The sequence below is a fragment of the Pseudomonas sp. R3-52-08 genome, assembly GCF_003851745.1.
Lineage (GTDB): Bacteria > Pseudomonadota > Gammaproteobacteria > Pseudomonadales > Pseudomonadaceae > Aquipseudomonas.
The window spans coordinates 3,189,761-3,215,033 of sequence record NZ_CP027730.1 but is presented as its reverse complement, the minus strand read 5'-3'; the positions used below and the strand labels follow the sequence as shown (position 1 = coordinate 3,215,033).

32 protein-coding genes are annotated in these 25,273 nt (G+C 60.5%); 14 read left to right on the top strand and 18 right to left on the bottom strand.

Annotated features, from left to right (window positions below; genetic code table 11):
* Nucleotides 1-2: 2 nt before the first annotated feature.
* Nucleotides 3-530: a DinB family protein gene (locus C4J91_RS14640; protein WP_124362991.1), complete on the bottom strand. Its 528-nt coding sequence runs from the start codon at nt 528-530 to the stop codon at nt 3-5.
* Between the two features lie 125 nt (nt 531-655).
* Here C4J91_RS14640 and C4J91_RS14635 point away from each other — a divergent pair, with 125 nt between their 5' ends.
* Nucleotides 656-1,348, top strand: a complete 693-nt coding sequence (locus tag C4J91_RS14635) for a tellurite resistance TerB family protein (protein WP_124362990.1) — start codon at nt 656-658, stop codon at nt 1,346-1,348.
* 25 nt (nt 1,349-1,373) lie between these two features.
* Here C4J91_RS14635 and C4J91_RS14630 read toward each other — a convergent pair whose 3' ends face one another.
* From C4J91_RS14630 to C4J91_RS14620, 3 genes are all read right to left on the bottom strand, one after another.
* Nucleotides 1,374-1,985, bottom strand: coding sequence for a LysE family transporter (locus C4J91_RS14630; protein ID WP_124362989.1), 612 nt, complete (start codon nt 1,983-1,985; stop codon nt 1,374-1,376).
* A 66-nt stretch (nt 1,986-2,051) separates the two neighbouring features.
* Nucleotides 2,052-3,335 (bottom strand): arsenic transporter, encoded by a 1,284-nt coding sequence (locus tag C4J91_RS14625; RefSeq protein ID WP_124362988.1) that lies wholly within the window; start codon nt 3,333-3,335, stop codon nt 2,052-2,054.
* Nucleotides 3,336-3,354: 19 nt separating this feature from the next.
* Nucleotides 3,355-3,555, bottom strand: coding sequence for a helix-turn-helix transcriptional regulator (locus C4J91_RS14620; RefSeq protein ID WP_124362987.1), 201 nt, complete (start codon nt 3,553-3,555; stop codon nt 3,355-3,357).
* 171 nt (nt 3,556-3,726) lie between these two features.
* On the opposite strand from C4J91_RS14620, the gene C4J91_RS14615 reads away from it, so the two are divergent.
* The 4 genes from C4J91_RS14615 to C4J91_RS14600 all read left to right on the top strand — a co-directional run bounded on the left by C4J91_RS14615 (nt 3,727) and on the right by C4J91_RS14600 (nt 5,542).
* Entirely contained in the window at nt 3,727-3,942 is a 216-nt protein-coding gene (locus C4J91_RS14615) for a hypothetical protein (RefSeq protein WP_046068240.1), read from the top strand.
* A 71-nt stretch (nt 3,943-4,013) separates the two neighbouring features.
* Nucleotides 4,014-4,709, top strand: coding sequence for an AzlC family ABC transporter permease (locus C4J91_RS14610; protein ID WP_124362986.1), 696 nt, complete (start codon nt 4,014-4,016; stop codon nt 4,707-4,709).
* A complete protein-coding gene (locus tag C4J91_RS14605) occupies nt 4,706-5,017 on the top strand; it encodes an AzlD domain-containing protein (RefSeq protein ID WP_124362985.1) in 312 nt (103 codons plus the stop codon). The genes C4J91_RS14610 and C4J91_RS14605 overlap by 4 nt, the downstream gene beginning before the upstream one ends.
* Before the next feature lie 171 nt (nt 5,018-5,188).
* A complete protein-coding gene (locus C4J91_RS14600; RefSeq protein WP_124362984.1) occupies nt 5,189-5,542 on the top strand; it encodes a hypothetical protein in 354 nt (117 codons plus the stop codon).
* Between the two features lie 121 nt (nt 5,543-5,663).
* Here the strand turns inward: C4J91_RS14600 and C4J91_RS14595 are convergent, their stop codons facing one another.
* From C4J91_RS14595 to C4J91_RS14555, 10 genes are all read right to left on the bottom strand, one after another.
* Nucleotides 5,664-6,368 (bottom strand): YoaK family protein, encoded by a 705-nt coding sequence (locus C4J91_RS14595; RefSeq protein WP_124362983.1) that lies wholly within the window; start codon nt 6,366-6,368, stop codon nt 5,664-5,666.
* A gap of 64 nt (nt 6,369-6,432) precedes the next feature.
* A complete protein-coding gene (locus tag C4J91_RS14590; protein ID WP_124362982.1) occupies nt 6,433-8,067 on the bottom strand; it encodes an ATP-binding cassette domain-containing protein in 1,635 nt (544 codons plus the stop codon).
* A 125-nt stretch (nt 8,068-8,192) separates the two neighbouring features.
* Complete coding sequence (locus C4J91_RS14585; RefSeq protein WP_124362981.1) at nt 8,193-9,242, bottom strand: DNA topoisomerase IB; 1,050 nt, start codon at nt 9,240-9,242, stop codon at nt 8,193-8,195.
* A 75-nt stretch (nt 9,243-9,317) separates the two neighbouring features.
* Entirely contained in the window at nt 9,318-10,397 is a 1,080-nt protein-coding gene (modC, locus tag C4J91_RS14580) for a molybdenum ABC transporter ATP-binding protein (protein ID WP_124362980.1), read from the bottom strand.
* Between the two features lie 5 nt (nt 10,398-10,402).
* Nucleotides 10,403-11,083: a molybdate ABC transporter permease subunit gene (gene modB, locus C4J91_RS14575; RefSeq protein WP_124362979.1), complete on the bottom strand. Its 681-nt coding sequence runs from the start codon at nt 11,081-11,083 to the stop codon at nt 10,403-10,405.
* Nucleotides 11,084-11,836: a molybdate ABC transporter substrate-binding protein gene (gene modA, locus C4J91_RS14570; protein WP_124362978.1), complete on the bottom strand. Its 753-nt coding sequence runs from the start codon at nt 11,834-11,836 to the stop codon at nt 11,084-11,086.
* Between the two features lie 96 nt (nt 11,837-11,932).
* The gene (locus C4J91_RS14565) at nt 11,933-13,000 is read right to left on the bottom strand and encodes a nitronate monooxygenase family protein (protein ID WP_124362977.1); all 1,068 of its coding nucleotides are present in this window, start codon (nt 12,998-13,000) and stop codon (nt 11,933-11,935) included.
* 133 nt (nt 13,001-13,133) lie between these two features.
* A complete protein-coding gene (gene alkB / locus C4J91_RS14560) occupies nt 13,134-13,799 on the bottom strand; it encodes a DNA oxidative demethylase AlkB (protein ID WP_124362976.1) in 666 nt (221 codons plus the stop codon).
* 3 nt (nt 13,800-13,802) lie between these two features.
* Complete coding sequence (locus C4J91_RS27575) at nt 13,803-13,970, bottom strand: hypothetical protein (RefSeq protein WP_164484542.1); 168 nt, start codon at nt 13,968-13,970, stop codon at nt 13,803-13,805.
* 26 nt (nt 13,971-13,996) lie between these two features.
* Nucleotides 13,997-14,299 carry a DUF1883 domain-containing protein gene (locus tag C4J91_RS14555; protein ID WP_124362975.1) on the bottom strand — a complete coding sequence of 101 codons (303 nt, stop codon included), beginning with the start codon at nt 14,297-14,299 and terminating at the stop codon, nt 13,997-13,999.
* A 212-nt stretch (nt 14,300-14,511) separates the two neighbouring features.
* Between C4J91_RS14555 and C4J91_RS14550 the strand changes: the two genes are divergently transcribed.
* From C4J91_RS14550 to C4J91_RS14535, 4 genes are all read left to right on the top strand, one after another.
* The gene (locus C4J91_RS14550; RefSeq protein ID WP_124362974.1) at nt 14,512-14,862 is read left to right on the top strand and encodes a hypothetical protein; all 351 of its coding nucleotides are present in this window, start codon (nt 14,512-14,514) and stop codon (nt 14,860-14,862) included.
* 186 nt (nt 14,863-15,048) lie between these two features.
* Nucleotides 15,049-15,696 carry a c-type cytochrome gene (locus tag C4J91_RS14545; RefSeq protein ID WP_124362973.1) on the top strand — a complete coding sequence of 216 codons (648 nt, stop codon included), beginning with the start codon at nt 15,049-15,051 and terminating at the stop codon, nt 15,694-15,696.
* The gene (locus tag C4J91_RS14540) at nt 15,693-16,604 is read left to right on the top strand and encodes a c-type cytochrome (protein WP_124362972.1); all 912 of its coding nucleotides are present in this window, start codon (nt 15,693-15,695) and stop codon (nt 16,602-16,604) included. The genes C4J91_RS14545 and C4J91_RS14540 overlap by 4 nt, the downstream gene beginning before the upstream one ends.
* A gap of 75 nt (nt 16,605-16,679) precedes the next feature.
* On the top strand, nt 16,680-16,910 hold the full coding sequence (locus tag C4J91_RS14535; protein ID WP_124362971.1) for a hypothetical protein: 231 nt from the start codon (nt 16,680-16,682) through the stop codon (nt 16,908-16,910).
* A gap of 9 nt (nt 16,911-16,919) precedes the next feature.
* Here the strand turns inward: C4J91_RS14535 and C4J91_RS14530 are convergent, their stop codons facing one another.
* On the bottom strand, nt 16,920-17,201 hold the full coding sequence (locus C4J91_RS14530; protein WP_124362970.1) for a hypothetical protein: 282 nt from the start codon (nt 17,199-17,201) through the stop codon (nt 16,920-16,922).
* Between the two features lie 143 nt (nt 17,202-17,344).
* A complete protein-coding gene (locus tag C4J91_RS14525; protein ID WP_124362969.1) occupies nt 17,345-17,530 on the bottom strand; it encodes a hypothetical protein in 186 nt (61 codons plus the stop codon).
* Nucleotides 17,531-17,829: 299 nt separating this feature from the next.
* Between C4J91_RS14525 and galU the strand changes: the two genes are divergently transcribed.
* On the top strand, nt 17,830-18,669 hold the full coding sequence (galU, locus tag C4J91_RS14520) for a UTP--glucose-1-phosphate uridylyltransferase GalU (protein ID WP_003173830.1): 840 nt from the start codon (nt 17,830-17,832) through the stop codon (nt 18,667-18,669).
* Nucleotides 18,670-18,775: 106 nt separating this feature from the next.
* Nucleotides 18,776-20,134, top strand: coding sequence for a glutathione-disulfide reductase (gene gorA / locus C4J91_RS14515; protein ID WP_124362968.1), 1,359 nt, complete (start codon nt 18,776-18,778; stop codon nt 20,132-20,134).
* Here the strand turns inward: gorA and C4J91_RS14510 are convergent, their stop codons facing one another.
* A complete protein-coding gene (locus C4J91_RS14510; protein ID WP_124362967.1) occupies nt 20,135-21,142 on the bottom strand; it encodes a DNA-binding protein in 1,008 nt (335 codons plus the stop codon).
* 171 nt (nt 21,143-21,313) lie between these two features.
* Here C4J91_RS14510 and C4J91_RS14505 point away from each other — a divergent pair, with 171 nt between their 5' ends.
* From C4J91_RS14505 to ahpF, 3 genes are all read left to right on the top strand, one after another.
* Nucleotides 21,314-22,246 carry a site-specific integrase gene (locus tag C4J91_RS14505; RefSeq protein WP_124362966.1) on the top strand — a complete coding sequence of 311 codons (933 nt, stop codon included), beginning with the start codon at nt 21,314-21,316 and terminating at the stop codon, nt 22,244-22,246.
* Between the two features lie 133 nt (nt 22,247-22,379).
* Complete coding sequence (gene ahpC / locus C4J91_RS14500) at nt 22,380-22,943, top strand: alkyl hydroperoxide reductase subunit C (RefSeq protein WP_003191303.1); 564 nt, start codon at nt 22,380-22,382, stop codon at nt 22,941-22,943.
* A gap of 123 nt (nt 22,944-23,066) precedes the next feature.
* Nucleotides 23,067-24,632 carry an alkyl hydroperoxide reductase subunit F gene (gene ahpF / locus C4J91_RS14495; protein ID WP_124362965.1) on the top strand — a complete coding sequence of 522 codons (1,566 nt, stop codon included), beginning with the start codon at nt 23,067-23,069 and terminating at the stop codon, nt 24,630-24,632.
* A 49-nt stretch (nt 24,633-24,681) separates the two neighbouring features.
* Here the strand turns inward: ahpF and gloA are convergent, their stop codons facing one another.
* Nucleotides 24,682-25,203: a lactoylglutathione lyase gene (gene gloA / locus C4J91_RS14490; protein WP_124362964.1), complete on the bottom strand. Its 522-nt coding sequence runs from the start codon at nt 25,201-25,203 to the stop codon at nt 24,682-24,684.
* Nucleotides 25,204-25,273: the final 70 nt, after the last annotated feature.

Genomic DNA, 25,273 nt, shown 5'->3' with positions numbered 1-25,273 from the left:
TCTCAGTCGAACAACGCCAGTAGATCAGTATCGCCCACATCCACCCCGGCCTGGCTCAACAGCGTGGTCACCTGGCCACGATGATGTGTCTGGTGATTGAAAAAATGCACCAGCAGGCCGAAGAACGGTTTCTCAGCCGCTGCTCCGCGCATGGTGTGGTAGCGCAAACGCTGGTCCAGGTCGGTTTCCTGCAGGCTTTCGGCCCAATTGAGGATCAATTGATCCAGCCAGGCACGCTGGGCCGAAAGTTCGCGTATGTCTGCGAACGCCAACTGCCTCAGGTCGACGGGTGTGGCGATGGTGCTGAGGGGGGCCAGCGCGGCAAAACCTGCCGGGTGCTCGGCAAAGCGCTTGAGCCAGACCGTGTCGCCCAGCACCAGGTGATTCAGGGTGCCGAGGATCGAGCCGAAAAACGCTTGTCGGTCTGCTGCCAACGCCGCGTCTGTCAGCTTGCCGGCGGCTTCGTAGACCTTGCGATTCATCCATTGGTTGTAGCTGGCCATCAACCTGATGTGCTCAATGCGGTTCACCGATGCGTCCTCTCGAATGGCGGAGTGGCGCCATCATAAAGCTTGCCCGCCCAGCGGTCATGGTGTTCCATCAGCGGCGGACTAAGGTTGATTTAACCCCACTATGCGCCTTGGAGGGCGACACCATGAATACCAGCGATCTACTGGAACAACTGTTGCGCGGCGCAGGGCAGGGCGGTGCTTCTTCGGGCGGCGGGTTGGGCGGTCTGCTTGGCGGGCTGCTCAAAGGCACCAGCGCCGGCAATGCTTCGGCCGGCGGCGGCCTGGGCGGAATATTGGGTGGGCTGGGAGGCATGCTGGGCGGTGGCGCGGCAACGCGCTCGACGCAAGGGCGCGCCGGTGGTATGAACTATGCCGCGTTGGCTTCTCTGGGGATGATGGCCTACAAGGCGTATCAGGCCTGGCAGAGCCAACAGGCGAGCCAGCCGCAGCAGGCCTTTCAGACGGCCGATCAGCTGTCGGGCGCGCAAATCGAAGCGCACAGCCACGCCGTATTGCGCGCACTGATCGCTGCCGCCAAGGTCGATGGCCGGATCGATGCGAACGAGCAGCAGTTGATCTCCGATGAGCTGGGCAAGCATACCGACGACCCGCAATTGCAGGAGTGGCTCGACGCTGAAGTCGCCAAGCCTCTGGATGCGGCAGATTTCGCCGAGTTCGCCAGCGACCCGGCGTTGGCGGCCGAGGTGTATCTGGCCAGCGTCATGTTGGTGGATGACCAGCAGGACGCGGAGCGCAATTACCTGGACGATTTAGCCGCCCAGTTGCAAATCGATGCGCAGTTGCAAGTGCAGCTGGAGCACCAGACCAAGGCCTGAAACCTCACCGTCGAGCCCCGGCCTGTTAAATACCCTGCGCCGCGAGAATGGCCAGATAAATCAATACCAGGCCACAGGCGCCATAGCTGATGCGTTGCCAAGTTGGCGAAGCATTCTTGCGCAGCACGTTGACCAGCGCGGCAGTCAGAAAGCATGACAGCACCGACGCCAGCATGAAGCCGGCAAAAAACATCAGCGTTTGCCCATGGCTCGGGGTGGTGCCGACGATGCCCGACAACGCGCTGCCCAGGGCGCCCCAGTAGACGATGTTCTTCGGATTGGCCAGTGAGATCGCCGCGCCCACCGCCAGGGCGTTTTTCCCGGAGCTGGTGGGTGCACTTTCGACTTGCGGTAGCTGCCACGCATCCACCAGGCTGCGGATGCCCAGCCAGGCCAGGTAGAGCGCGCAGACCACCGTCAGCGGCACGCGCACCGCGTCATGCTGGATCAGCAGCGCGATGCCAGTCAGCCCGATCACCGCCCAGACCGCATCGCCCACCAACGAGCCAATCTGCACCAACAGGGCCGGTGTGAAACCGTACAGCAAGCCTCGGCGCAGGGTTTCAGCGAGCACCGCGCCGGGAGACAGGCAAAACACAAAACCGAAAACCAGCGCATAGAAAAAGATCGTCAGCATGCCCGCGTCCTTTCGAGAAAATGCGAGAGCATATGTCAGTGTCGAGATGAATGAACACCGTGTCCTTTACACGCTCAGGCGCAAGGCCAGGGCGGCAAGGGTGATCAACAGCACCGGCACGGTCAGCACAATCCCGACCTTGAAGTAGTAACCCCAGGTGATGGTGATGCCTTTGCGCGCCAGAATATGTAGCCACAGCAAGGTCGCCAGGCTGCCTATAGGGGTGATTTTCGGGCCCAGGTCGCTGCCGATCACGTTGGCATAGATCATCGCGTCCTTGACCACGCCCACGGCATGGCTGGACTCGATGGAAAGCGCGCCGATCAACACCGTTGGCAGGTTGTTCATCGCCGAGGACAACAGCGCGGTGAGCACGCCGGTGCCCATGGCCGCGCCCCACACACCGTAGCTGGCGAAGGTGTCGAGCCAGGTGGCCAGGTAGTCGGTCAGGCCGGCGTTACGCAAGCCATAGACCACCAGGTACATCCCCAGGGAAAAGATCACGATCTGCCACGGCGCGTCTTTCAGCACTTTGCGTGTGGAGATCGTGTGGCCCTTGGCGGCAATCACCAGCAACAGCACGGCGCATACTGCGGAAATTGCACTGATGGGAATGCCCAGCGGTTCCAGTGCGAAGCAGCCCACCAGCAAAATACCCAGCACCCACCAGCCGGCGCGAAAGGTCGCACGGTCGTGTATGGCACTGGCGGGTTGTTCCAGGTCGGCGGGGTCGTATGACTGCGGAATATCGCGACGGAAAAACCATAGCAGCACCGCCAGGGTCGCGGCGACGCTGACCAGGTTCACCGGCACCATCACGGCGGCGTATTCATTGAAGCCGATCTTGAAATAGTCCGCCGAGACGATATTCACCAGGTTCGACACCACCAGCGGCAGGCTTGCCGTGTCGGCGATAAAGCCCGCGCCCATGACGAATGCCAGCGTCGCCGCCGGCGAAAAGCGCAGGGCCAACAGCATCGACATCACAATCGGGGTGAGGATCAACGCCGCGCCGTCATTGGCGAACAACGCCGACACCAGTGCGCCCAGCAGCACCATATAGGCAAACAATCGCCGGCCCCGGCCACGCCCCCAGCGCGCCACATGCAGCGCGGTCCAGGCAAAGAACCCGGCTTCATCCAGCAACAGGCTGATGATGATCAGCGCGACAAAGGTGCCGGTGGCATTCCAGATGATGTGCCACACCACCGGAATATCCGCCAGGCTGATCACCCCGCAGGCCAGGGCCAGGATCGCGCCCAGGGAGGCGCTCCAGCCGACGCCCAGGCCCCTGGGCTGCCAGATGACCAGCACGATGGTGATGATGAAAATAGCAATTGCGACAAGCATGAATAAACGCTCCGATGGCTCAGCAAGTGCTGGCCTGTTGTGGTCTGTCGCCCATTGCATCCAGACGCCGCGCGTCGTTTTGCAACCCTGGCGGGCTGTCATCCAAGGCATGGATCAGTTCGCCCACGTAAAGTTCGCCTTTGCGCAGGATCAATCGCATCAGCTGTGCTCGGGTGGCGTTGGCCAGGCATTTAAACAGGGTAGGGGCCGACCTATCCATGGCGTTTGCCTGTTTGCGACTTCGCACAGGAGGATAAGCCTCGATGTAAGCCAAATCCTGATTTCGTTTGACGTGGATCAACTGCCTCGTAATCGGCCACAAGTGATTGAAATTAAACTGAAACACGAATGTCCTAAAGTGCCGCCCATTGCTGATGAAGGAAGATCCCGCGTGACCCGAGCCACTCGTAACCTGCGCAAGACCCTGGATTCCGTCGCGGAAAATAACGAAACCGCTGCGTTCGACCTGATGCGTGCCGTCGAAAAACTCGGCGATGAGGTGCTGCGCCAGCGCCTGCTCAACACCATTCACCGGTTGAACCAGGACGCCTACGAACTACGCGAAGCGCGCGACTCGGTGGAGCTGGTGTCGGTAAAGCTCGCCTGAGCAAGATCGTTCAAGACAAGTGCCTGGGCGCGCTGGCATGCTTGCCGACTGTCTGTCGATGAGCCTCATCCATGCCTACTGCCCTGCCTCATGACGCGTTCACGCGTGGCGCAATCGCTGTTATTCCGTTATCCCTGGCCTGTGCCCCCTGGGGCTTGCTCGCCGGCTCAATGGCAATCGATGCGCAGTTCACCCCGCTGCAAGCCCAAGGGTTGTCCGCCATCGTGTTCGCCGGCGCCGCTCAGTTGGTGGCGATCGGCATGGTCAAAAGCGGCGCGAGCCTGATCTCCATCGTGCTGACCACCTTGCTGCTGACCTCCCAGCACTTGCTCTATGGCATGCACATGCGCCCGACGCTGTCCTCGCTCAACACCCGCTGGCGCATGAGCCTGGGCTTTCTGTTGACCGACGAGTTCTTTGCCCTGGTCAACCACTATGACCGCCAGACCTTCAATCGCTGGTATGCCCTGGGTGTCGGCCTGACGTTCTATATCATCTGGAACCTGTTCACTTTGGCCGGCATCGTCCTGGGCAAAAGCATTCCCGGCCTGGACCAGTTGGGGCTGGAGTTTTCGATTGCCGCAACCTTTATCGCCCTGATCACGCCGGTAGTGCGCGACGTGCCGACGGTGGTCTGCGTTGCCGTCTCGCTGTTGTGCTCGGTGTGGCTGAGTTACCTGCACTGGGAATCGGCGGTGGTGGTCTCGGGGGTGTTGGGAATGAGCGCCGGGTTCGCCTGCAAGCGCCTGGGAGTCGGCCAGCGATGATCTACCTGATGATTGTGGCGATGGGGCTGGTGGTGTTTTTCAATCGCTACCTGTTTATCGAACCGCGCCTGCCGGTGCGACTGAACCGGGGGGCGCGTGAGTTCCTCGGGTTCGCCGTGCCGGGCATGCTCACCGCGATTTGCGGGCCGATTATTTTCATCAAAGACCACCAGCTCAACCTGAGCCCGAGCAACCCCTATTTGCTGGCTGGGATCTGCGCCGTGGCGCTGATGATTTGGACGCGCAGCGTGCTGATCACGGTGTTGTCGAGCATGGTGTTGTTCTATCTGTTGCGCTGGTGGTTGTGAGCCGCAGGCGAAAAAAAGCCCGCGGAGGGCGGGCAGAAGGAGGACTTCTTGAAAATGAGCCTGGCCACTATAAGCGGCCGGTTTTGCCTGCACAGTGAAACAAAATTCATGGGCGCGTCAGTTGGCGGCGGCGCAATGGTAGAGTCACGGTTTTTCCAGGGAAGCACGAGCATGCATAAAGCGGTGATAGGCGCATTGGTACTGGCAGCACTGGCCGGTTGCGCGGGTTCGAAGATGAAGGAGGCGCGCGCGGGCAGCCCTTACAAGACCATGGCCTCGGACAAGGCCACCCTGGTGGTCGCCCAATGCATCCAGTACGGCTGGCAGGACGAAAGCGTATTTGGCGTCGACGCCGGCGGCTTCAAGGAAGCCACCGAGGCCGGGGGTTTCACGGTGTACACCACCGGCGGAGACTATTTTGTGGATGTGCTGAGCACGGGCGCAGGTTCTACCGTCAAGTATTACGCCGCAGAAGACACGATGCCCGCCAAACGCCGTTTGGCCGCACTCGCCACTTGTCTTTAATACTTTGCCTTGGTCATATTTGGCCTATTATTCACCCGCTCGCCCGACGTAATGGCTCTTTACCGGTACACGGATGTCGAGGCTTAAACGTCGGGCGGGCACCTCCTTCCGGGGCCACTGTTCAGCGTGGCATGAAGCCTAACTGCCAGCGTCGCGGAATCGCCAGGGTCGCCAGGCCCAATGATCCCGCCAACGCGCCGCTGACCCACAGGGCGCTCAGGCCGATCTGCTGCTCCAGCAGCGCGCCGATCACGGCGCCGATAAACATTCCCGCCCAAGGTATCAGCTGCATGCGCCAACCATTGCGGCGCTCGCCCAACAACCAGCGGCCCAGCCCGCGACCGAAACGCGACAGCGCCCCCGTGACATAGGTGAGCCCTACCGGCACCCCGTTCACTTGCTCGACGGCCGCGTTGAGCATGCCCATGGCGATAATCGCCGCTAACAGGGCGGGCAAGGTCTCGGCCCATGGCAGCAGCGCCGCACCGCAGAGCAGCGCGGCGATGCCCAGCAACAAGGGCAGCGCGCGACGCTTGCTTACGCGGCTGACAACCACGCCCAAGGCATTGCCGACGATGAAGGTGGCAACCAGCAACAGCAACCGCCCGGTAAGGCCAAGGTCACCCGCACTGATCGCAACCGCCAGGCGCGTGGTGTTGCCGCTCATGAACGAGACAAAATCGCCGCTGGCCATGAAACCAATGGCATCGGTCATGCCTGCCAGTACCGACAAACCGGCCACCAGCATTAAGCCCACACGCCCACGCCAACGCTGTCGATGGGCGAGCGCGGCGTTGGTGTAAGGCTTGGCGGGCGAAGGCAGCATAGGGCTTTCCAGTGAAGTTATTCGGCCACTACCCTAGGGCGCTTTGCGTGCGCGCGCAATCACCTCACACCGGCTCCAGGCGCCAGCCCGTGCTATGCCAGCTCAAGTAATGGCTGGGCTCGGTCGCCTGTAGGAAGGCTTCATCGTGGGACACCACCAGCAATGCCCCGGTAAAACCTTTCAAGGCCTGTTCAAACGCAATCACCGTCTCCAGGTCGAGGTGGTTGGTCGGCTCATCCAGCAGCAACAGTTGCGCCGGCACGCCGCGCCACAAAGCGATCGCCATCGCCGCTTTCAACCGCTCGCCACCGCTGAGTTGGCCTGCCGGCTGGGTCACCCGCGAGGCATCCAGTTGCAGCAAGGCCAGGCGCGTGCGCAGTTCGGCTTCGACCAGCGGCGTGTCGAGCAGGTTGAGCTGTTCGACGACAGTGCGCTGGTCATCCAGCAGCGTCAGGTGCTGATCGATATACGCGCAGGGCAGCGCCACCGTGCACGTCCCACTGGGCGCTTGCCATTGCCCGGCAAGCAGCTTGAGCAGGGTGGATTTGCCGCAACCGTTCGGCCCGCGCACAGCCACCCGCATGGGGCCGATCAGGTCAAGCGTCAGAAAGGTGGAAGGTGCCTGCGGATCCAGCCAGGGCAACTGTGCCTGTTGCAGGCTCAGAACCTGGCGGCCGTTGGGCACCGCCGCACCCGGCAAGGCCAACAAGGTCGGCGTCTCATCCACCACGCGCTCGTAAGCTTGGCGCACCTGCGCATTGAGGGTGTCTTTTTGATCATGATGGGCGCTGCCCAGAGTGCTGACGATTTGCGTGGCCGCGCTTTTCCATCGTGCCTTGGTAAACCGGTCGACGTTGGCGGTCGCTGCATATTGGCATGCACGCGCCGCGTTGCGCTGCAGGTTGTCATGGTCTTTTTGCAAGCGTCGGCGTTCGCGGCTGCGCTGTTCGCGGGCGTGTTCCCACGCCGCGATAGCCGCCTGCCGTTGTGTATCGCGTTGCTGAAGATAGGCATCGTAGTTGCCGCCATACACCTGCGCACCCAGGGGCGACAGTTCGATGATCCGGCCCATGGCGTTGAGCAGTTGGCGATCATGGCTGACCACCACCAGGCCACCGCGCCATTGCGACAATTGCTGCAGCAGCCAAACGCGCCCGAGGCTGTCGAGGTGGTTGCTGGGTTCGTCGAGGATCAGTAACGGCGGCGCCGCCAACAATGCGCCGATCAGCGCCACCTTGGCCAATTGGCCACCACTGAGCCGGTCGGCCCGGGAAGCCGCGCTGAGCGAGGGCAGCCCCGCCGTATCCAGGGCCACGCGCAGGCGTTCGGCGAGGTCCCAGCGATCATCGATCCGTTCAAGATCACCGGCCACGCCTGCGTCCTGGGCCATGCGTGCAAGGGCGGCCAGGCACTGGGCGGTGCCGGTGATATCGGCGACGGTCGCACCCGGCCGCACCACCACGGTCTGGGGCACGTAAGCCACCTGGGCCGGCGCGTTCAGCGTACCGGAGGAGGGTTGCAGGATGCCGGCGATCAGTTTCGCGAGGATACTTTTACCGCGCCCGTTGCGGCCGACAATGCCGGTCGGCGTGTGGTCGATGGACAAGGTGAGGTCTTCCAGCAAGGTTTCGCCATTGGCGAACTGGAAAGACAGGTGTTGCAGGGAGACCAGTACGGGCAGCCGGTTGACGTGAGTCATCAGCACCTCCAGAAAAATGTCGAACAGGCCAACAAGCGCGCCAGGCGGGCTTGTTGCAGATACATTTTGGAAGGCTTAGTTGTTCACGTCGGCGATCGTCCCGCGATTCAGAAGGGAGGCAGAGGCTAACCCACCTTGGCTTGCCCGGGCAAGTCGGCGGCCAGTTGCTCAAGGAACATGGCCAGGGCAACTTCTTCGGCTTTCAGCCCCTTGCGCACCCGTGGCTTGGGCAGTTTCGACAACTCACCCAGGCTGAAATGCTCCAGCACCGCCGGGTGGATATAGCACTTGCGACACACCGCCGGCGTATTCCCCAACTGCCGGGCGACGTCCTTGACCATGGTCACCACGTGCCGTTTGGCATCGGACTCCGGTTGCCACGCCAACTCGCGCAACACCGCCAGCGCCATGGCCGTGCCGGCCCAGGTGCGATAGTCCTTGGCGGTGAAATCTTCGCCGGTCAGGCTATGCAGGTAAGCATTGACGTCCTGGGAGCTGACGGTATGGCGTTGACCGTCCTCGTCCAGATACTGGAACAGGTTCTGCCCCGGCAACTCCATGCACCGCTTGACCACGCTGGCCAGGCGCCGGTCCTTGACGCTGATCTGATGCTCCACGCCGCTTTTGCCGCGAAACTGGAATTTTATCTCGCTGCCCTTGATGTCCACATGGCGGTTGCGCAGGGTAGTCAGGCCGTAGGATTTATTGTCGCGAGCGTACTGAGTATTACCGACACGGATCAGCGTGGCGTCGAGCAACATCACCACCGTGGCCAGCACCTTTTCGCGGGTGAAGCCGGGTTCGGCGATCTGGGCTTCCAGCTGTTTGCGCAACTTGGGCAGGGCGCTGCCGAATGCCTGCAGCCGTGCGTACTTGTCGCTGTCGCGCACTTCGCGCCAACGCGTGTGGTAACGGTACTGCTTGCGGCCACGGGCGTCGCGGCCAGTGGCTTGCAGGTGCCCCTGCGGGTCGGCGCAGATCCACACATCGGTGTAGGCGGGCGGTACCGCCAGGGCATTCAGGCGCTTGATCTCATCGGCATCGGTGATGCGCTCGCCGTCGGGGCCGAAATACTGGAACTTACCGCGCATTTTTTTGCGGCGGATGCCGGGTTGGGTGTCGTCAACGTAATGCAGGTCGCGGGGCAGAGCGACGGGCGGCGAAGAGTCGGGCATGGTGCAGGTTCCTTGGCAATGGATCAGGCCGGTATGTCTGATTGACCGCGTCGCCCTGCGGTCGTGCCAAATGGTTTAGGCCAGCACCGCCACCGCCTTGATTTGCGCCCACAGCGCCTGGCCCGGCTGCACTTGCAGTTGGTCCCGCGAGAACCGCGTGATGCGCGCCAGCAACGGCGTGCCACCGGCATCCAGGCGTACCAGTACATGGGCGCTGTTATCCGCGGCGACGTCCTGGATGACCGTCACCGGCAGGCGATTGAGGATGCTGCTGTGTTCCTGCGCCTGGTGGCTGAGGCTGACGTCCCGCGCCTGAATTTTTACCCGCAGCTGTTTGCCCACGGCCATCGGCCTGTGGGCCACGCGTATCTGCAGCGGGCAATCGGGCAATTGCAGGGTGAGCAACTGATAGTGATCGTCGTAGGCAATCACGCTGCCCGTGACCACCACACCGGCATCGTCGCCTCGTGCCAGGGGCAGATCGAGCCGCGCCAGGGTTTCGCCGATGGGCCCGCTGGCCAGGACCTTGCCGTCGCCGAGCAGGACAAGGTGGTCGGCCAGCCGCGCCACTTCGTCCTGGGCATGGCTTACGTACAGCACCGGGATATCCAGCTCGTCGTGCAGGCGTTCGAGATAGGGCAGGATTTCATTTTTGCGCTGGCTGTCGAGGGCCGCCAGGGGTTCATCCATCAGCAGCAATCGGGGGCTGGTGAGCAACGCGCGTGCGATGCCGACGCGCTGTCGCTCACCGCCGGACAGATGCTGCGGATTGCGCTCAAGCAGGTGCGCGATGCCCAGTAACTCAGTGGCGTGGGCCATCTCCACACGCCGCTGCAAACGCGGGATGCGCTTGAGGCCGAACGCCAGGTTGGCCCGCACCGACAGATGAGGGAACAGGCTCGCCTCCTGGAAGACATAACCCAAGGCGCGTTTATGCGGCGCCACGAACCGCCCGTTACGGCTGTCTTGCCAGACTTCATCGTTGATCTGCACAAATCCGTCTTCGGCGCGCTCCAGGCCAGCGATACAGCGCAGGCAGGTGGTTTTGCCGGAGCCCGATGGGCCGTACAGGGCGGTCACGCCACGGCCGGGAAGTTGCAGCTCCACGTCCAGTGCGAAACCGGAGTATTTCAAGTGCAGACGTACTTCAATCATCGCGCTCAGCTCCAGCCCATGTTGGTTTTACGGCTGGAGTAGAGCGCCAGCAGCACGAGGAATGCGAACACCACCATCGCGCCGGCCAGCCAATGGGCCTGGGCATATTCCATGGCTTCGACGTGGTCGTAGATCTGCACCGAAACCACCCGGGTCTTGTCCGGGATATTGCCGCCGATCATCAGCACCACGCCGAACTCGCCGACGGTGTGGGCGAAGCCGAGAATCGACGCCGTAATGAAGCCGGGGCGTGCCAGCGGCAGGATCACCGTGAAAAAAGTGTCCCAAGGACCGGCGCGCAAGGTCGCGGCCACTTCCAGCGGGCGCGTGCCGATGGCTGAGAAGGCGTTCTGCAGCGGTTGCACGACGAAGGGCATGGAGTAGATCACCGACCCTACCACCAGCCCGGCGAAGCTGAAAGTCAGGGTGCCCAGGCCGAGCCATTGGGTGAACTGGCCGAAGTAGCCATGGGGGCCCATGGACAACAGCAGGTAAAAACCGATGACCGTCGGCGGCAACACCAATGGCAACGCAACCACGGCCCCCACCGGGCCGCGCCACCAGGAACGGGTGCGCGACAGCCACAGGGCGATCGGCGTACCGATCACCAACAGGATCACAGTGGTCAGCGACGCCAGTTTGACCGTCAACCAGATCGCGGAAAAATCGGCGCTCGTCAGCGGCATTTACAGCGCGTAACCGTAGGACTTGATCACCGCAGCGGCCTTCGGCCCTTTCAGGTAGTCAACCAGTGCCTTGGCGGCAGCACTGTCCTTGCCTTTATTGAGGATTACGGCGTCTTGTTTGATCGGGTCATGCAAGGACGACGGCACGATCCACGCCGAGCCGCTGGACACTTTGCCGTCCTTATAGATCTGCGACAACGCCACAAAGCCCAACTCGGCGTTACCCGTGGAGACGAATTGATAGGCCTGGGTGATGTTCTGGCCTTCGACGAGCTTGTCCTTGACCTTGTCGGTCAAGCCTTCCCTGGCCAGCACCTGGGTGGCTGCCAGGCCGTAGGGCGCGGCTTTCGGGTTGGCAATGGACAGGTGCTTGAATGCATTCTGTTTGAGCACGTCGCCATTGGCATCCACGTAGCCTTCTTTGGCCGACCACAGGGCCAAGGTGCCGACCGCGTAGGTAAAGCGCGAACCCTTGACGGTATCGCCTTCGGCCTCGAGTTTTTGTGGGGTGGTGTCGTCGGCACTGAGGAACACTTCGAACGGCGCGCCGTTCTTGATCTGGGTATAGAACTGCCCGGTCGCCCCGTAGGCCGCGATCAGCGTGTGACCGGTGTCTTTTTCGAAGTCGGCGGCAATGGCCTGGATCGGCGCGGTAAAGTTCGCGGCCACGGCGACTTGCACCTCATCGGCATGCGCCGAACCCAAGGCAAAGGCGGCAAGCAGGGGGGCCAGGCGTGAGGCGCGGATCAACATTAAACAACTCCTTGAGGATGTACGGCTGGGTATCGCTATGTAGGAGAATATATAGCGGTTGCCTGCTGCCGGTACAGTGCCGCGTTGTTCCAAGCGCTAACGCTGCCGTTGCAGTTTGGCCAAGGTCTGCGCTGCCAGATGGCGGGTCAGGTCATAAGTTGAGTGTTCATTACACAGGCGCAAGGCCTGGCCTGCCCACAGGTTGCTGAAGCCGGCTTCGTCCTTGGCCTTGAGCGGCATCAACGCGCCACCGGCCCGTGGAAACGCCGGCGCAGCGGGGTTGATCGCGCCCAACTCACGCATCACCCGATTGACAATGCCCCGCGCCGGACGCCCGGTGAACAGATTGGTGAGGGCTGTTTCGCTGGCCTGGGCATGTCGCAATGCATGGTGATGGGCAGCGCTGACGCTGGCTTCAGGGGTGAACAGATACGCGGTGCCGACCTGCACCGCCGAGGCACCCAAGGCAAAGGCCGCGACCATTGCGCGCGAATCGGCGATACCACCAGCCGCGATCACCGGCACGCTGACGGCGTCGACGATTTGCGGCAGCAGCGCCATCAAGCCGATCTGGCTGTTGAGGTCGTCGCTGAGAAACATCCCCCGGTGCCCACCGGCTTCAATGCCCATTGCAATCACGGCGTCACAACCGTTTTCTTCCAGCCAGACCGCTTCCTCCACCGTTGTAGCCGATGACAACACCTTGGCACCGGTGGCTTTTACCCGGGCCAGCAAGGATTTTTCCGGCAGACCAAAGTGAAAACTGACGACTTCAGGGCGGAAGGTTTCAACCACTTCACATGCCGCTTCGTTGAAGGGCGCACGATTCGATACTGGCGTCGGCGCATCAAAATCGGCGCCCAGTTCGCGGTAGTAGGGCGCAAGCAATGCTTTCCAGCCGCGGTCGCGCGCTTCGTCCGCCTCGGGCGCCTGATGGCAGAAAAAGTTGACATTGAGCGGGCGGACGCCGGCTTGCCGAATGACGGTCAACGCCTCGCGCAGTTGCTCGATGCTCAGCGCCGCCGCAGGCATGGACCCCAGCGCACCGGCCTGACAGGCGGCGATCACCATGGCGGTAGTGGTCGCTCCCGCCATCGGGGCCTGGATGATGGGCAGCTCGATGCCCAGCAGATCGATAATGCGCGTGTCTGGCCAGGTGCTCATGGGGTGCGTCTCCAGCTTCAGTAAGGCGTTGCGCTGTTTTAGCAGGCCCCCTGGCGCCCGGCCAGTCTGTTTTATTCACTGGACGGGGGCGGTGCGTTGTGCAGCGGGTTAACGGGCGAAGCTTGCGGTCAAATCAGCCGGCGGTGCGAAAGGTCAGGTTGATGCGTTGCGGCCCCATGATCGGGTGAACGCCTTCTCGGACTGGCATCACCCCGTGGTAGCGCAGGCGATCCACGCCGCCCCAGACCACCACATCACCGTGGAACAGCGAAATCTTTTGCGCCTTGTCACTGCGCTGGTGACCACCGAACAGAAAAATCGCCGGCAGACCGAGGGACACCGAGACCACCGGTGCATCGTAACGCCGCTCGTTCTTGTCTTGGTGCAGGGACATTTTCGCGCCGGGCACATAGCGGTTGATCAGGCAGGCATCCGGTGAGAAATCGGGGAAGCCCGCCGCGTTTGCCGCCGATATCGCCAGTTCGCGCAACGCGTCGGGCATCGCCGGCCAAGGCTGCTGGCTACGCGGATCGAGTGGGCTGTAGCGATAGCCGGCCTTGTCGGTCGTCCAGCCCAGCTCGCCGCAACTGCTCAGCGCGGCCGACATGGTAAAGCCGCCGGGCGTGACCATCTGCCGAAACGGCGATTGGGCCAGGATACGCCGCAACTCTGGCAGTAAACGCTCAACCCAGGGCAGGGCGTAGCCTCCCAGAACATAAGACTCTTCGCCAATCTTCTCGCGCCTTGCGGGCTGTTGCAGGGCGTCGTCGGCAAACAGGTCAGCAGGAGGGCCCGGCATGGCTTACAGCGCCTTGCTCACGTTGATGTCAGTAATTTCGTCGCTCGCATCGTGGATTTTCGCCAGGGCTTGCTTGGCTTCCTCAACGCTATTGCTGGTCAACTGGGCAAATTCGAAGCGACGTTCGCCGTTGAGCTTGTACTTGATGACGTATTTGGTCGTGGTGGTCACAGCTTTTTTCCTTGCGGTGTTCGGGGTCAGCTCAGCTTGGTGCCGGTGCGACGAACGATGCGAATCTTGTGGGACAACGCGGGCTTGCGGGTAACGCTGATGGCGCGGCGCGTGACCACATCAAGGGTAATGTTCCAGAAACCAGTGCTGGGTGCGGTGATTTTTGCCGGGAATGTGTCGAATGCCCCACCGTGGTAGGTATGGCGACCGCCGTTCTTGAAGCTGCGAAAATTCGCGTCGCTCATGAGACGAATATTACAGGTCTGCGAGCATTCGATGACGACAATGTCTCCCTCGTTGAGGTGCTCACGCTGATGGATAAATTTCATGGGGTGTCTCCAGAAGGGCTTTTTCTGAAAAATCAGAACGATACGTAGGATAAGATAGAGTTTATCAGCCCCAGCGCGTTTATTATCGGGTCGTCGACGACGACTTCGACAATTTAAAACAGTTATTTACCGAGTTTTCAGAGATAAATCCTACATCGGCGGGAGAAATCTCCTGCGCCCGCTGTCGTAGGGTCTTTATCGGAGGTTTTAGTATGAAGTGGAGTGTGTTGGTGCTGGCCTTGGCGATAGGTGGCTGTGCTTCGGTTGCAGATATCAAGCAGACCCCACCTACGTTGGTGGTCATTTCCGGGAAAAAACCGCAGGAATATGCTGCGTGCGTAGTGCGCAAATTGGAGGCGACACGTCGTCCACCGCAGATCGAGCGCCATAAAGAGGGTTTTCAAGTGATCGTGCCGCAGAAGTTCTCGGCCGATCCATCGGCGATCTTCGAAATCGAGGATCGCTCCAGCGGTAGCAGCATCAAGCTTTATGAAAGCATGTCCAATGTGCCGATCCGGCCGGGCGATGTGAAGAAAGCCGGGGAAGATTGCATTTCCGGTTAAGCCAAGGCGAATCCCACGCACTGACCCGATAAAGCCACACCCTGTAGGCACGAGCACCTTCGCTCCTACAGGGTGGGGCTTTTTTTTTGGCTGTTTCGGGGTGTTGTGACGCTGGGTTAATTCCCATACTATCTGCATGGTTATGCTTTTTATGCCTAAGCTTATAACCATAAAGATGGAGCTGTGATGAAGTCTCTGGAACGAGCACTGGTGGGAAGCGCGTTATGGCTGCTGTTGGGTAATGCCTTCGCGCTCGACGGCAACACAACTTATACCGAGGGCGGCTCTCAGCCAGGCGCGATGCCCTGTGTGGCGTGTCATGGCGCCGATGGGCTGGGGCTTGCGGCGGCAGGTTTCCCCAGGTTGGCGGGGTTGCCCGCACAATACGTGCGCAGGCAATTGTCGGACTTTGCCAGTGGGGCGCGAAGTAATCCGGTGATGCAGCCGTTGGCAAAGGCGCTCACCGACGCCGAAATCGCCGCGCTAAGCGAGGCTGTGGCCGCGATGCCAGCCCCTTTAACCGCCAGGATGCCCCGCAGCGAAATGCCTGCCAACCCGATACAGAAACTGGTCCTGCAAGGAGCGTGGGAGCGGCAGATTCCCGCGTGCGTCAGTTGTCATGGCCCTTCCGGTGTCGGTGTGGGGGACGCATTCCCGCCGTTGGCCGGCCAGCCGGCGGCGTACCTGGCCGCGCAATTGGGCGCCTGGCAGAACGGTACACGGCGCGACGATCCCAATGACCTGATGGGGCACATCGCCAAATCCCTGACCCCGGATGAGGTGCAGGGCGTGGCCCAGTACTTCGCCTCATTACCGCTGGAGGCCAAGCCATGAAGGCGCTCATGTTGATGGGGATGTTGATGGCAGTGCCCGCCTATGCCACGCCGATCGCCATGGAAGACCAATCCCAATTGCAGGCCGCTGCGCACCCCAATGCCCCTGCCTTTCAACCCCCTCAGGAAAGCGAACTGCCGGACAATGCCTACGGCAAGCTGGTCAGGCAGGGGTATGATTTGTTCGTCGACACCAAGCGCCTGGCACCACAGTTTGTAGGCAACGGGCTCAACTGCAGCAACTGCCATCTGGATCAAGGCCGCATGGCCAACTCGGCGCCATTGTGGGGTGCGTACCCGATGTACCCGGCTTATCGCAAGAAGAATGACAAGGTCAATACCTTTGCCGAACGCTTGCAGGGCTGCTTCCAGTTCAGCATGAACGGCGGTACTCCGCCGGCGGCGGACAGTCCCGAAATTACCGCGCTGTCGGTGTATGCCTACTGGCTCTCCAGCAAAGCGCCCTTGGGGGTTGAATTACCCGGGCGCGGCTATCCCGAGGTGGCGCAACCGGCTAAAGGCTACGACCTGGCCCAGGGCGCGCAGGTGTACAACCGGCAATGCGCGGTGTGCCATGGCGCTGAAGGGCAGGGGCAGAAGGTGGGCGAGGGTTATGTCATGCCGCCGTTATGGGGTAAGGATTCCTACAATTGGGGCGCCGGCATGCATCGGATCAACACGGCAGCGTCCTTCATCAAGCACAACATGCCGCTGGGCAAGATCGGCAGCTTGAGCGATCAGCAGGCATGGGATGTCGCGGCGTACATCAACAGCCACGAGCGGCCCCAGGATCCAAGGCTGGTCGAGGGATCGATAGAGAAGACTCGCATCAAGTTTCACGCCAATGATGGCGTCAATCTCTATGGCCAGACGGTAGATGGCGTGTTGATCGGGCAAGGCATCCGGTAAACTGTCGGTCACCGCCTACAAAAATGCCGCTCAAACCCTGGGTCTGAGCGGCATGCCCTGCCTGGAACGCCCATTATGAAGCGAGAACACGTTAAAGCCCGCCATGCTGAAGGTCAGATCACGGCGACCCACGTCATCCAGAACCCCGCCGACCTGGGCGAGTGGATCGTCTTTTTCAAGAAGAGTGACGGCCGCAGTTACTTCCTGGTGGATGATCAGGATGAGGTCGAGTCATTTCCGCGCCTGGATGACTTGATCGAAATCCTGCGCAGCCTTGGGATCAAGTTCGCCGAAGTTCATCTGTAGTGCTACGGCTTACTTGCACACCACCACTACGCTGCGGCTTTTGAAATTGCCCACGTCCTTGCCCAGTGTCTGTTCGCTTTCCTTGAGTGATGGGGTGCCGTCGGTGCCGACGATACGGTAGCCAGTCCCTGCGCACGAGGCGTCAGCTTTCTCATAGCAACTGGCCCACGAGTTGGCTTCGCCCGAGCAGTCGATGGTCAAGCCTTGTTCGCCATTTTTCAGGTAGGTGTCCGACGTGGTGGTGCAGCCGGCCAGCGCCAATACCGCAGTGAGTGCCAGGATCTTGTTCATAGAGAGTCGTCTTCGAAGGTGTTGAGGGGAGCGCTGACACTATTGTGGGGCGTTGGCGGAAGATTATAGCGAACTGCCATCTAGGTACAGCCAAACACAAAAAAGCCCCGCTTGGCGGGGCTTTTGATGCAAGGCAACGTGGATTATTTGCCTTTTGGCCGCTTGCTCGACGCATGACCTGCTTCATCCACAAACACTTCGGCTACCGCAATCGCCATGGCTTCGGTCTCGAAAACGCCTGCGATGCTGTCGCCATGGAAGTTGATCAGGTGCCAGCCGTCCGCACGTTGGGTGATCAGGTAGCCGTTTACGCCTTTTGGTTCTGACATCTAATTAGCAATCTCTTAAGCTGATTCAAGGGTGCAATGATAGCCGCAAATACTCCGGGTTTGCCCAAGTAATTCAAGCCCGGTGCCGGACGCCGAAAAGCGTGCTACAAAGGGTGCAGCCCTTGGAAACATCAACCCCCAAGCGCCGGTCAGTCTGCCTGTTGAAAGATCAGCGGAACTTACGCCGACATTTTTTCTCTATGATGACATCGCGGCGCCAGCAGGACCCATTGTAAGGTGACTGCGGCCTCATTAGACTGCGCCGAATTCCGTACGCACAGCCCTTTGTAAGGACTCATATGATCAAGAAATGCTTGTTCCCAGCAGCCGGTTACGGCACTCGCTTCCTGCCAGCGACCAAAGCCATGCCCAAAGAGATGCTGCCGGTGGTGAACAAGCCACTGATTCAGTACGGCGTCGAAGAGGCACTGGATGCCGGCTTGAATGAAATCTCCATCGTGACCGGCCGCGGCAAGCGCGCGCTGGAAGACCACTTCGACATCAGCTATGAGCTGGAAAACCAGATCAAGGGCACCGACAAGGAAAAATACCTGGTCGGTATCCGCAAGCTGCTCGACGAATGCTCGTTCTCCTACACCCGTCAGACCCAGATGAAAGGCCTCGGCCACGCCATCCTCACCGGTCGTCCACTGATCGGTGATGAACCGTTCGCCGTGGTACTGGCCGATGACCTGTGCGTGAACTTGGAAGGCGACGGCGTGCTGACCCAGATGGTCAAGCTCTACCAGAAATACCGCTGCACCATCGTTGCAGTGATGGAAGTAAACCCGACAGAAACCAACAAGTACGGCGTGATCGCCGGTGACGACATTGGTGATGGCCTGATCCGCGTGCGTGACATGGTCGAAAAACCTGCGCCGGAAGATGCACCGTCCAACCTGGCGATCATCGGCCGTTACATCCTGACCCCGGACATCTTCAAGCTGATCGAAGAAACCGAGCCAGGCAAAGGCGGCGAGATCCAGATCACCGACGCCCTGCTCAAGCAAGCCAAAGACGGTTGCGTGATTGCCTACAAGTTCAAAGGCCAGCGTTTCGACTGCGGCGGCGCTGAAGGCTACATCGAAGCTACCAACTTCTGCTACGAGCACTTCTACAAGACTGGCAAAGCTTACTGATTTTAGCGTTGCTCATCTGTTTCAAGTGAAAGCCACCTTCGGGTGGCTTTTTCGTTTTTCAGCCCCATGTAAGTCGGTATGCTGATGGCCTGCCGAGGAGAATGAAATGGCCTACGATTTTGACCTGTATGTAATTGGCGCCGGTTCCGGCGGTGTTCGCGCGGCGCGCTTTGCCGCCGGATTTGGCGCCAAGGTGGCCGTGGCGGAAAGCCGCTACCTGGGCGGTACCTGTGTGAATGTGGGGTGCGTGCCAAAGAAGCTGTTGGTGTACGGCGCGCACTTTGCCGAAGACTTCGAACAGGCCAGCGGTTTTGGCTGGTCGTTGGGTGAAGCGAACTTTGACTGGGCGACCCTGATCGCCAACAAAGACCGCGAGATCAACCGTCTCAACGACATCTATCGCAATTTGCTGGTCAACAGCGGCGTGACCCTGCACGAAGGGCATGCGCGCGTGGTTGATCCCCATCAGGTGGAAATCAACGGCCAGCGCTTCACCGCCAAACATATCCTGATCGCCACGGGCGGCTGGCCGCAGATCCCTGAGATTCCAGGGCGTGAGCACGCCATCGGCTCGAACGAAGCGTTCTTCCTGAAAGAGCTGCCAAAGCGCGTACTGGTGGTGGGCGGTGGTTATATCGCCGTTGAGTTCGCAGGCATTTTCCATGGCCTGGGCGCACGGACCTCGTTGCTGTACCGCGGCGACCTGTTCCTGCGCGGGTTCGATGGCGCGGTGCGCAAGCATTTGCAGGAAGAGCTGACCAAGCGCGGCCTCGACCTGCAATTCAATGCCGATATCGAGCGCATCGACAAGCAAGCCGATGGCAGCCTCAAGGCCACCTTGAAAGACGGTCGCGTGCTGGAAGCCGATTGTGTGTTCTACGCCACCGGCCGCCGGCCGATGCTGGACAACCTGGGCCTGGAAAACACCGGTGTCACACTCGACGAGCGTGGCTTTGTCAGCGTGGATGATCTGTATCAGACCGCCGAGCCGTCGATCCTGGCCATTGGTGATGTGATCGGCCGCGTGCAATTGACGCCGGTGGCCCTGGCCGAAGGCATGGCGGTGGCGCGTCGCCTGTTCAAGCCCGAGCAATACCGCGCGGTGGATTACGCGATGATTCCAACGGCTGTGTTCAGCCTGCCGAACATCGGTACGGTGGGCCTCACGGAAGAAGAGGCGAAGAAGAACGGCCACAAGGTGCAGATCTTCGAAAGCCGTTTCCGGCCCATGAAGCTGACCCTGACGGACTGCCAGGAAAAGACCCTGATGAAGCTGGTGGTCGACGCCGACACCGACAAAGTGCTGGGCTGCCACATGGTTGGGCCCGACGCCGGCGAGATCGTGCAGGGCCTGGCGATCGCGCTCAAGGCAGGCGCGACCAAACAGCATTTCGACGAGACCATTGGCGTGCATCCGACGGCGGCGGAAGAGTTCGTCACCATGCGCACGCCTGTGGCGAGCTGATCAGGGCTCGGGCGTTGCCTCTGGCGTCGTTGCAACGACGGCGGCCAGGCGCAACGCTTCAATGCTGGCCTGGGCCTTGATCAGGTCCAGTTCCAGCGCCTTGTTGGCCTGTTGATGTTCGGTCAGCGCGTCCTTTCGTGACTGACTTTCCAGCAGCGCAACCCGCAGGCGCTCTTGAAGCAGCGTGCGCTCGCTGTCGACCTGGCTAATCCTCTCGTTCAATTCGAGTCGCAGCGCCTGGTCTTTGCGTACCTGCTCCTGCAGTGCGCTCAGCGCCTTGGCAGTCACCCGATGCTCGATCAACACGCGTTCATTGTCTCGATGCAACTGAGTGATTTCATCCTGACGCACCAGCGCACTCTGCTGGGCCTGGCGCAGTTCGGCCTGTACCTGCTGCAACTGGCCTTCATGGCGACGCTGTTCCTGCTCACGCTGCTCCTTGACGGCGTTGCGGTAGTGCTCAAGCGCATCGCGGGCGTGGAGGTGCTTGTCTTCCAGGGAGCGAATCTGCTCGTCCTTGTCGTTGATCCTCAGTTCGTAATCGCTGCATGCCTGGCTTAGCCCGGCATTACGCGTTTGCTCGGCCTGCAGGCTGGTACTGGCGGTTTGCAGCGCAGCGCTTTCCTCGGCGAGGGCGGCGGCCTGGATATCAAACTGCTGTTGCAGTTGGTGATGGGCCTCCTGCAGGGCTTCAAACTGAGTGAGCAGGGCGCTTTTCTGCTGCTCGAACTGCGCCAGGGCAAGGTCGATGGGTTCCTGGGCTTTCTCCTTCAGGCGTTGTGCGAGGCGTGCCACCAATTCACCCAGCTCATCGTCGATAGGCGCTTCGGTGATGGTTTGCCGGGCTTCGCTTTCGTCCAGTTCCTTTAAATAGCGATGAATCGTGGTTTTCGAGCCGGTATTGCCCATCTCGATGCGTACAGCATCAATGCTGGGGTTTTCACCGCGGGCGAGGATTGCCTGGCGTGCCGTTTGAACCACTGCTTTGTTTATGCCGCCGCGTGCCATGGGGTCTCCGTCGATTTCGTACTGTGGTACATGATATGTATATACATACGGTATCACGGCTGAAAAACTCTTTAAATTCATTATTTAACAGATGGGATATTGGCGTATTATCCCGTGTCACACGCATTTTCAACGTCGATACAGGCGTTCGCAGTACGAATGGGCCCTGCCATGAGTGATCTTGACCGTTACCTCAATGCCGCTACCCGCGATAACACCCGCCGTAGCTACCGCGCGGCCATCGAGCATTTCGAAGTCAGTTGGGGTGGGTTCCTGCCGGCAACCAGCGACAGCGTGGCGCGCTATCTGGTGGCGCATGCGGGCGTGCTGGCCGTCAACACCTTGAAGTTGCGGCTCTCTGCCTTGGCGCAGTGGCACACCAGTCAGGGGTTTGCCGACCCGACCAAGGCGCCGGTGGTGCGCAAGGTGCTCAAGGGCATCCGCGCCGTGCACCCGGCGCAGGAGCGGCAAGCGCAGCCATTGCAGCTCACGCATCTGGAGCAGGTGGTTGCATCGCTTGAGAATGAGGCCAGGCAAGCCGCTGAAAACCAGGATCAGCCCGGGTTACTGCGTGCCAAGCGAGACACGGCGCTGATCCTGTTGGGGTTCTGGCGCGGCTTTCGCAGCGATGAGCTGTGTCGCTTGAGCATCGAGCATGTCCAGGCAGTGCCTGGGGCCGGCATCAGCCTGTACTTGCCGCGCAGCAAAAGTGACCGCGATAACCTCGGCAAGACCTACCACACCCCCGCGCTGTTGCGCTTGTGCCCGGTACAGGCTTATAGCGAATGGCTCAGTGCCTCGGCATTGGTACGTGGCCCGGTGTTTCGCGGGATCGATCGCTGGGGCAATCTGGGGGAGGAGGGGCTGCACCCCAACAGCGTGATCCCCTTATTGCGTCAAGCCCTGGAGCGCGCAGGCATCCCCGCCGAGCAGTACACCAGCCACTCCCTGCGACGTGGCTTCGCTACCTGGGCCCATCGCAGCGGCTGGGATTTGAAGTCATTGATGAGTTACGTCGGCTGGAGCGACATGAAATCGGCCATGCGCTATGTTGAAGCGACGCCCTTTCTCGGCATGACGCTGGCGACTCAACCGCTGCTGTGAGATTTCTTCTATTAATACAGCCGCCTGATAGGGAAAACCAATCGTCAGCATCAGGTTTGCCAATGAGCCATCGTCGGTTGGAGTGGGTAGGATTCACCTCATCAACTTCTTAACCCCTGACGGAGAGTCAACGATGCCTATCATCAACAGCCAAGTAAAACCGTTTAAAGCCACCGCTTTCAAAAACGGCAGCTTCGTCGATGTGACCGACGCTGACCTGAAAGGCAAGTGGTCCGTAGTGTTCTTCTACCCAGCCGACTTCACCTTCGTTTGCCCGACTGAGCTGGAAGACCTGGCTGACAACTACGCCGAATTCCAGAAACTGGGCGTCGAAATCTACAGCGTGTCCACCGACACCCACTTTGCCCACGCTGCCTGGCACAACACCTCGCCAGCCATCGGCAAGATCCAGTACACCATGATCGGCGACCCAACCCTGACCATCTCCCGCAACTTCGACGTGCTGATCGAAGAAGCTGGCCTGGCAGACCGCGGTACCTTCGTGATCAACCCGGAAGGCCAGATCAAGATCGTTGAACTGAACGACGGCGGTGTTGGCCGTGACGCTTCCGAGCTGTTGCGCAAGATCAAGGCTGCTCAGTATGTCGCTGCCCACCCAGGCGAAGTGTGCCCAGCCAAGTGGAAAGAAGGCGAGGCCACTCTGGCTCCGTCCCTTGACCTGGTCGGCAAGATCTAAGTCTGTGAAGTCCCAAGGGCGGGTATCCGCACCTACCCAGTAAGCTGCAACCGCCCTCAAAAAACGCCCGGGCGAGATTCGTTCGGGCGTTTTTTTATACCAGAATTAAAGGAAATCGCCCGTATGTTGGACGCCAATCTTAAAGCTCAGTTGAAATCTTACCTGGAGCGGGTCACCCAGCCGATCGAGATCGTCGCCTCCCTCGACGACGGTGCGAAATCCCAGGAAATGCTCGCTCTTTTGCAGGACGTAGCCAGCCTCACTACGCTGATTACCCTGAACATCGATGGCAATGATGCGCGCAAGCCGTCGTTCTCCATCAACCGCCCGGGTGCCGATATCAGCCTGCGTTTCGCCGGCATCCCCATGGGCCATGAATTCACGTCCTTGGTGTTGGCCCTGTTGCAAGTCGGTGGCCACCCGTCGAAGGCCAGTGTCGAAGTGATCGAACAGATCCGCGCGCTGAAAGGCGAGTTCAGCTTCGAGACGTACTTCTCGCTGTCGTGCCAGAACTGCCCGGACGTGGTCCAGGCGCTGAACCTGATGGCCGTGCTTAATCCCAATATCCGCCACGTGGCCATCGACGGCGCGCTGTTCCAGGCCGAAGTCGATGAGCGTCAGATCATGGCAGTGCCCAGTGTCTACCTCAACGGTGTGAATTTCGGCCAGGGCCGCATGGGCCTGGAAGAAATCCTCGCCAAGCTCGACACCAGCGGTATTGAAAAAGCGGCCGAGAAAATCAGTGCCAAGGATGCTTTTGATGTACTGGTTGTCGGCGGTGGCCCGGCGGGCTCGTCGGCCGCGATCTACGCTGCACGCAAAGGCATCCGTACCGGCGTGGCCGCCGAGCGGTTTGGTGGCCAGGTGCTGGACACCATGTCCATCGAGAACTTTATCTCGGTCCAGGAAACCGAAGGCCCGAAGCTGGCCAATGCCCTGGAAGCCCACGTGCGTCAGTACGACGTCGACATCATGAACCTGCAGCGTGCCAGCAGCCTGGTACCCGCGAAGAATGCCGGTGAGTTGCACGAAATTCGCTTCGAAAGCGGCGCGACGCTCAAGTCCAAGACTGTGATCCTGGCCACCGGTGCGCGCTGGCGTGAAATGGGTGTGCCGGGCGAGCAGGAATACAAGGCCAAGGGCGTGTGCTTCTGCCCGCACTGCGATGGCCCGCTGTTCAAGGGCAAACGCGTGGCGGTGATCGGTGGCGGTAACTCCGGCGTCGAAGCGGCCATCGACCTGGCCGGCATTGTCAGCCACGTCACGTTGCTCGAGTTCGACAGCAAGCTACGTGCTGACGCTGTGTTGCAGCGCAAGCTGTACAGCCTGCCAAACGTCGATGTGATCACCAGCGCGCTGACCAGTGAAGTCAAGGGCGATGGCCAAAAAGTCACTGGTCTTGCCTACAAGGACCGCGACAGCGGCGAGTTCAAGACCATCGACCTGGAAGGCATTTTCGTGCAGATCGGTTTGCTGCCTAACACCGACTGGCTCAAAGGCACCGTGGAACTGACGCCTCGCGGCGAGATCATCGTCGATGCGCGTGGCGAGACCTCATTGCCGGGTGTATTCGCCGCCGGTGACGTGACGACCGTGCCGTATAAGCAGATCGTCATCGCGGTAGGCGAGGGCGCCAAGGCTTCCCTTAGCGCGTTCGACCATCTGATCCGCACGTCCGCGCCGGCGTAAAAACAGCGCGCAAATAAAAAACCCCATGAGCGATCATGGGGTTTTTGTTTTACAGCGGTGCTGGCTGAATGATTTCAACCCAGTAGGCGTCCGGGTCCTTGATGAAGGCCAGGCTTTTCATGCGGCCATCGCTCAGGCGCTTCTGGAAATCGCAGCCCAGGGCCTCGAAGCGTTCGCATGCCGCGACGATATCCGGCACCGAGATGCAAATATGGCCAAAGCCACGCGGGTCGGTGTTGCCGTTGTGGTAAGCGAAGTCGGCGTCGTTTTCGGTGCCGTGGTTGTGGGTCAGTTCCAGAATGCCTGGGATCGACTTCATCCACTGGGTGCGCTCGGCAGCGTCAGCCGGGATCTGTGCCTTGTCCACCAGGGCCAGGAAATACAGGCTGAATTCGGCTTCCGGGAAATCGCGTTTTTCAACCAGGGAAAAACCCAGGACGCGGGTGTAGAAATCCAGCGACTTGGTGATGTCCTTGACCCGCAACATGGTGTGGTTGAACACGAAGTTCGTGGTGGCGGTGTCGGGTTGGGCAGTAACGCCGGGAAAGGTGTTCAGTTCGTGCAGGCTCATGGGCCCTCCAGAAAAAATGGGGCAAAGCGGTCCCTTGGCTTGCGGCAAGCATCCGTGCAGCCGAGCCATG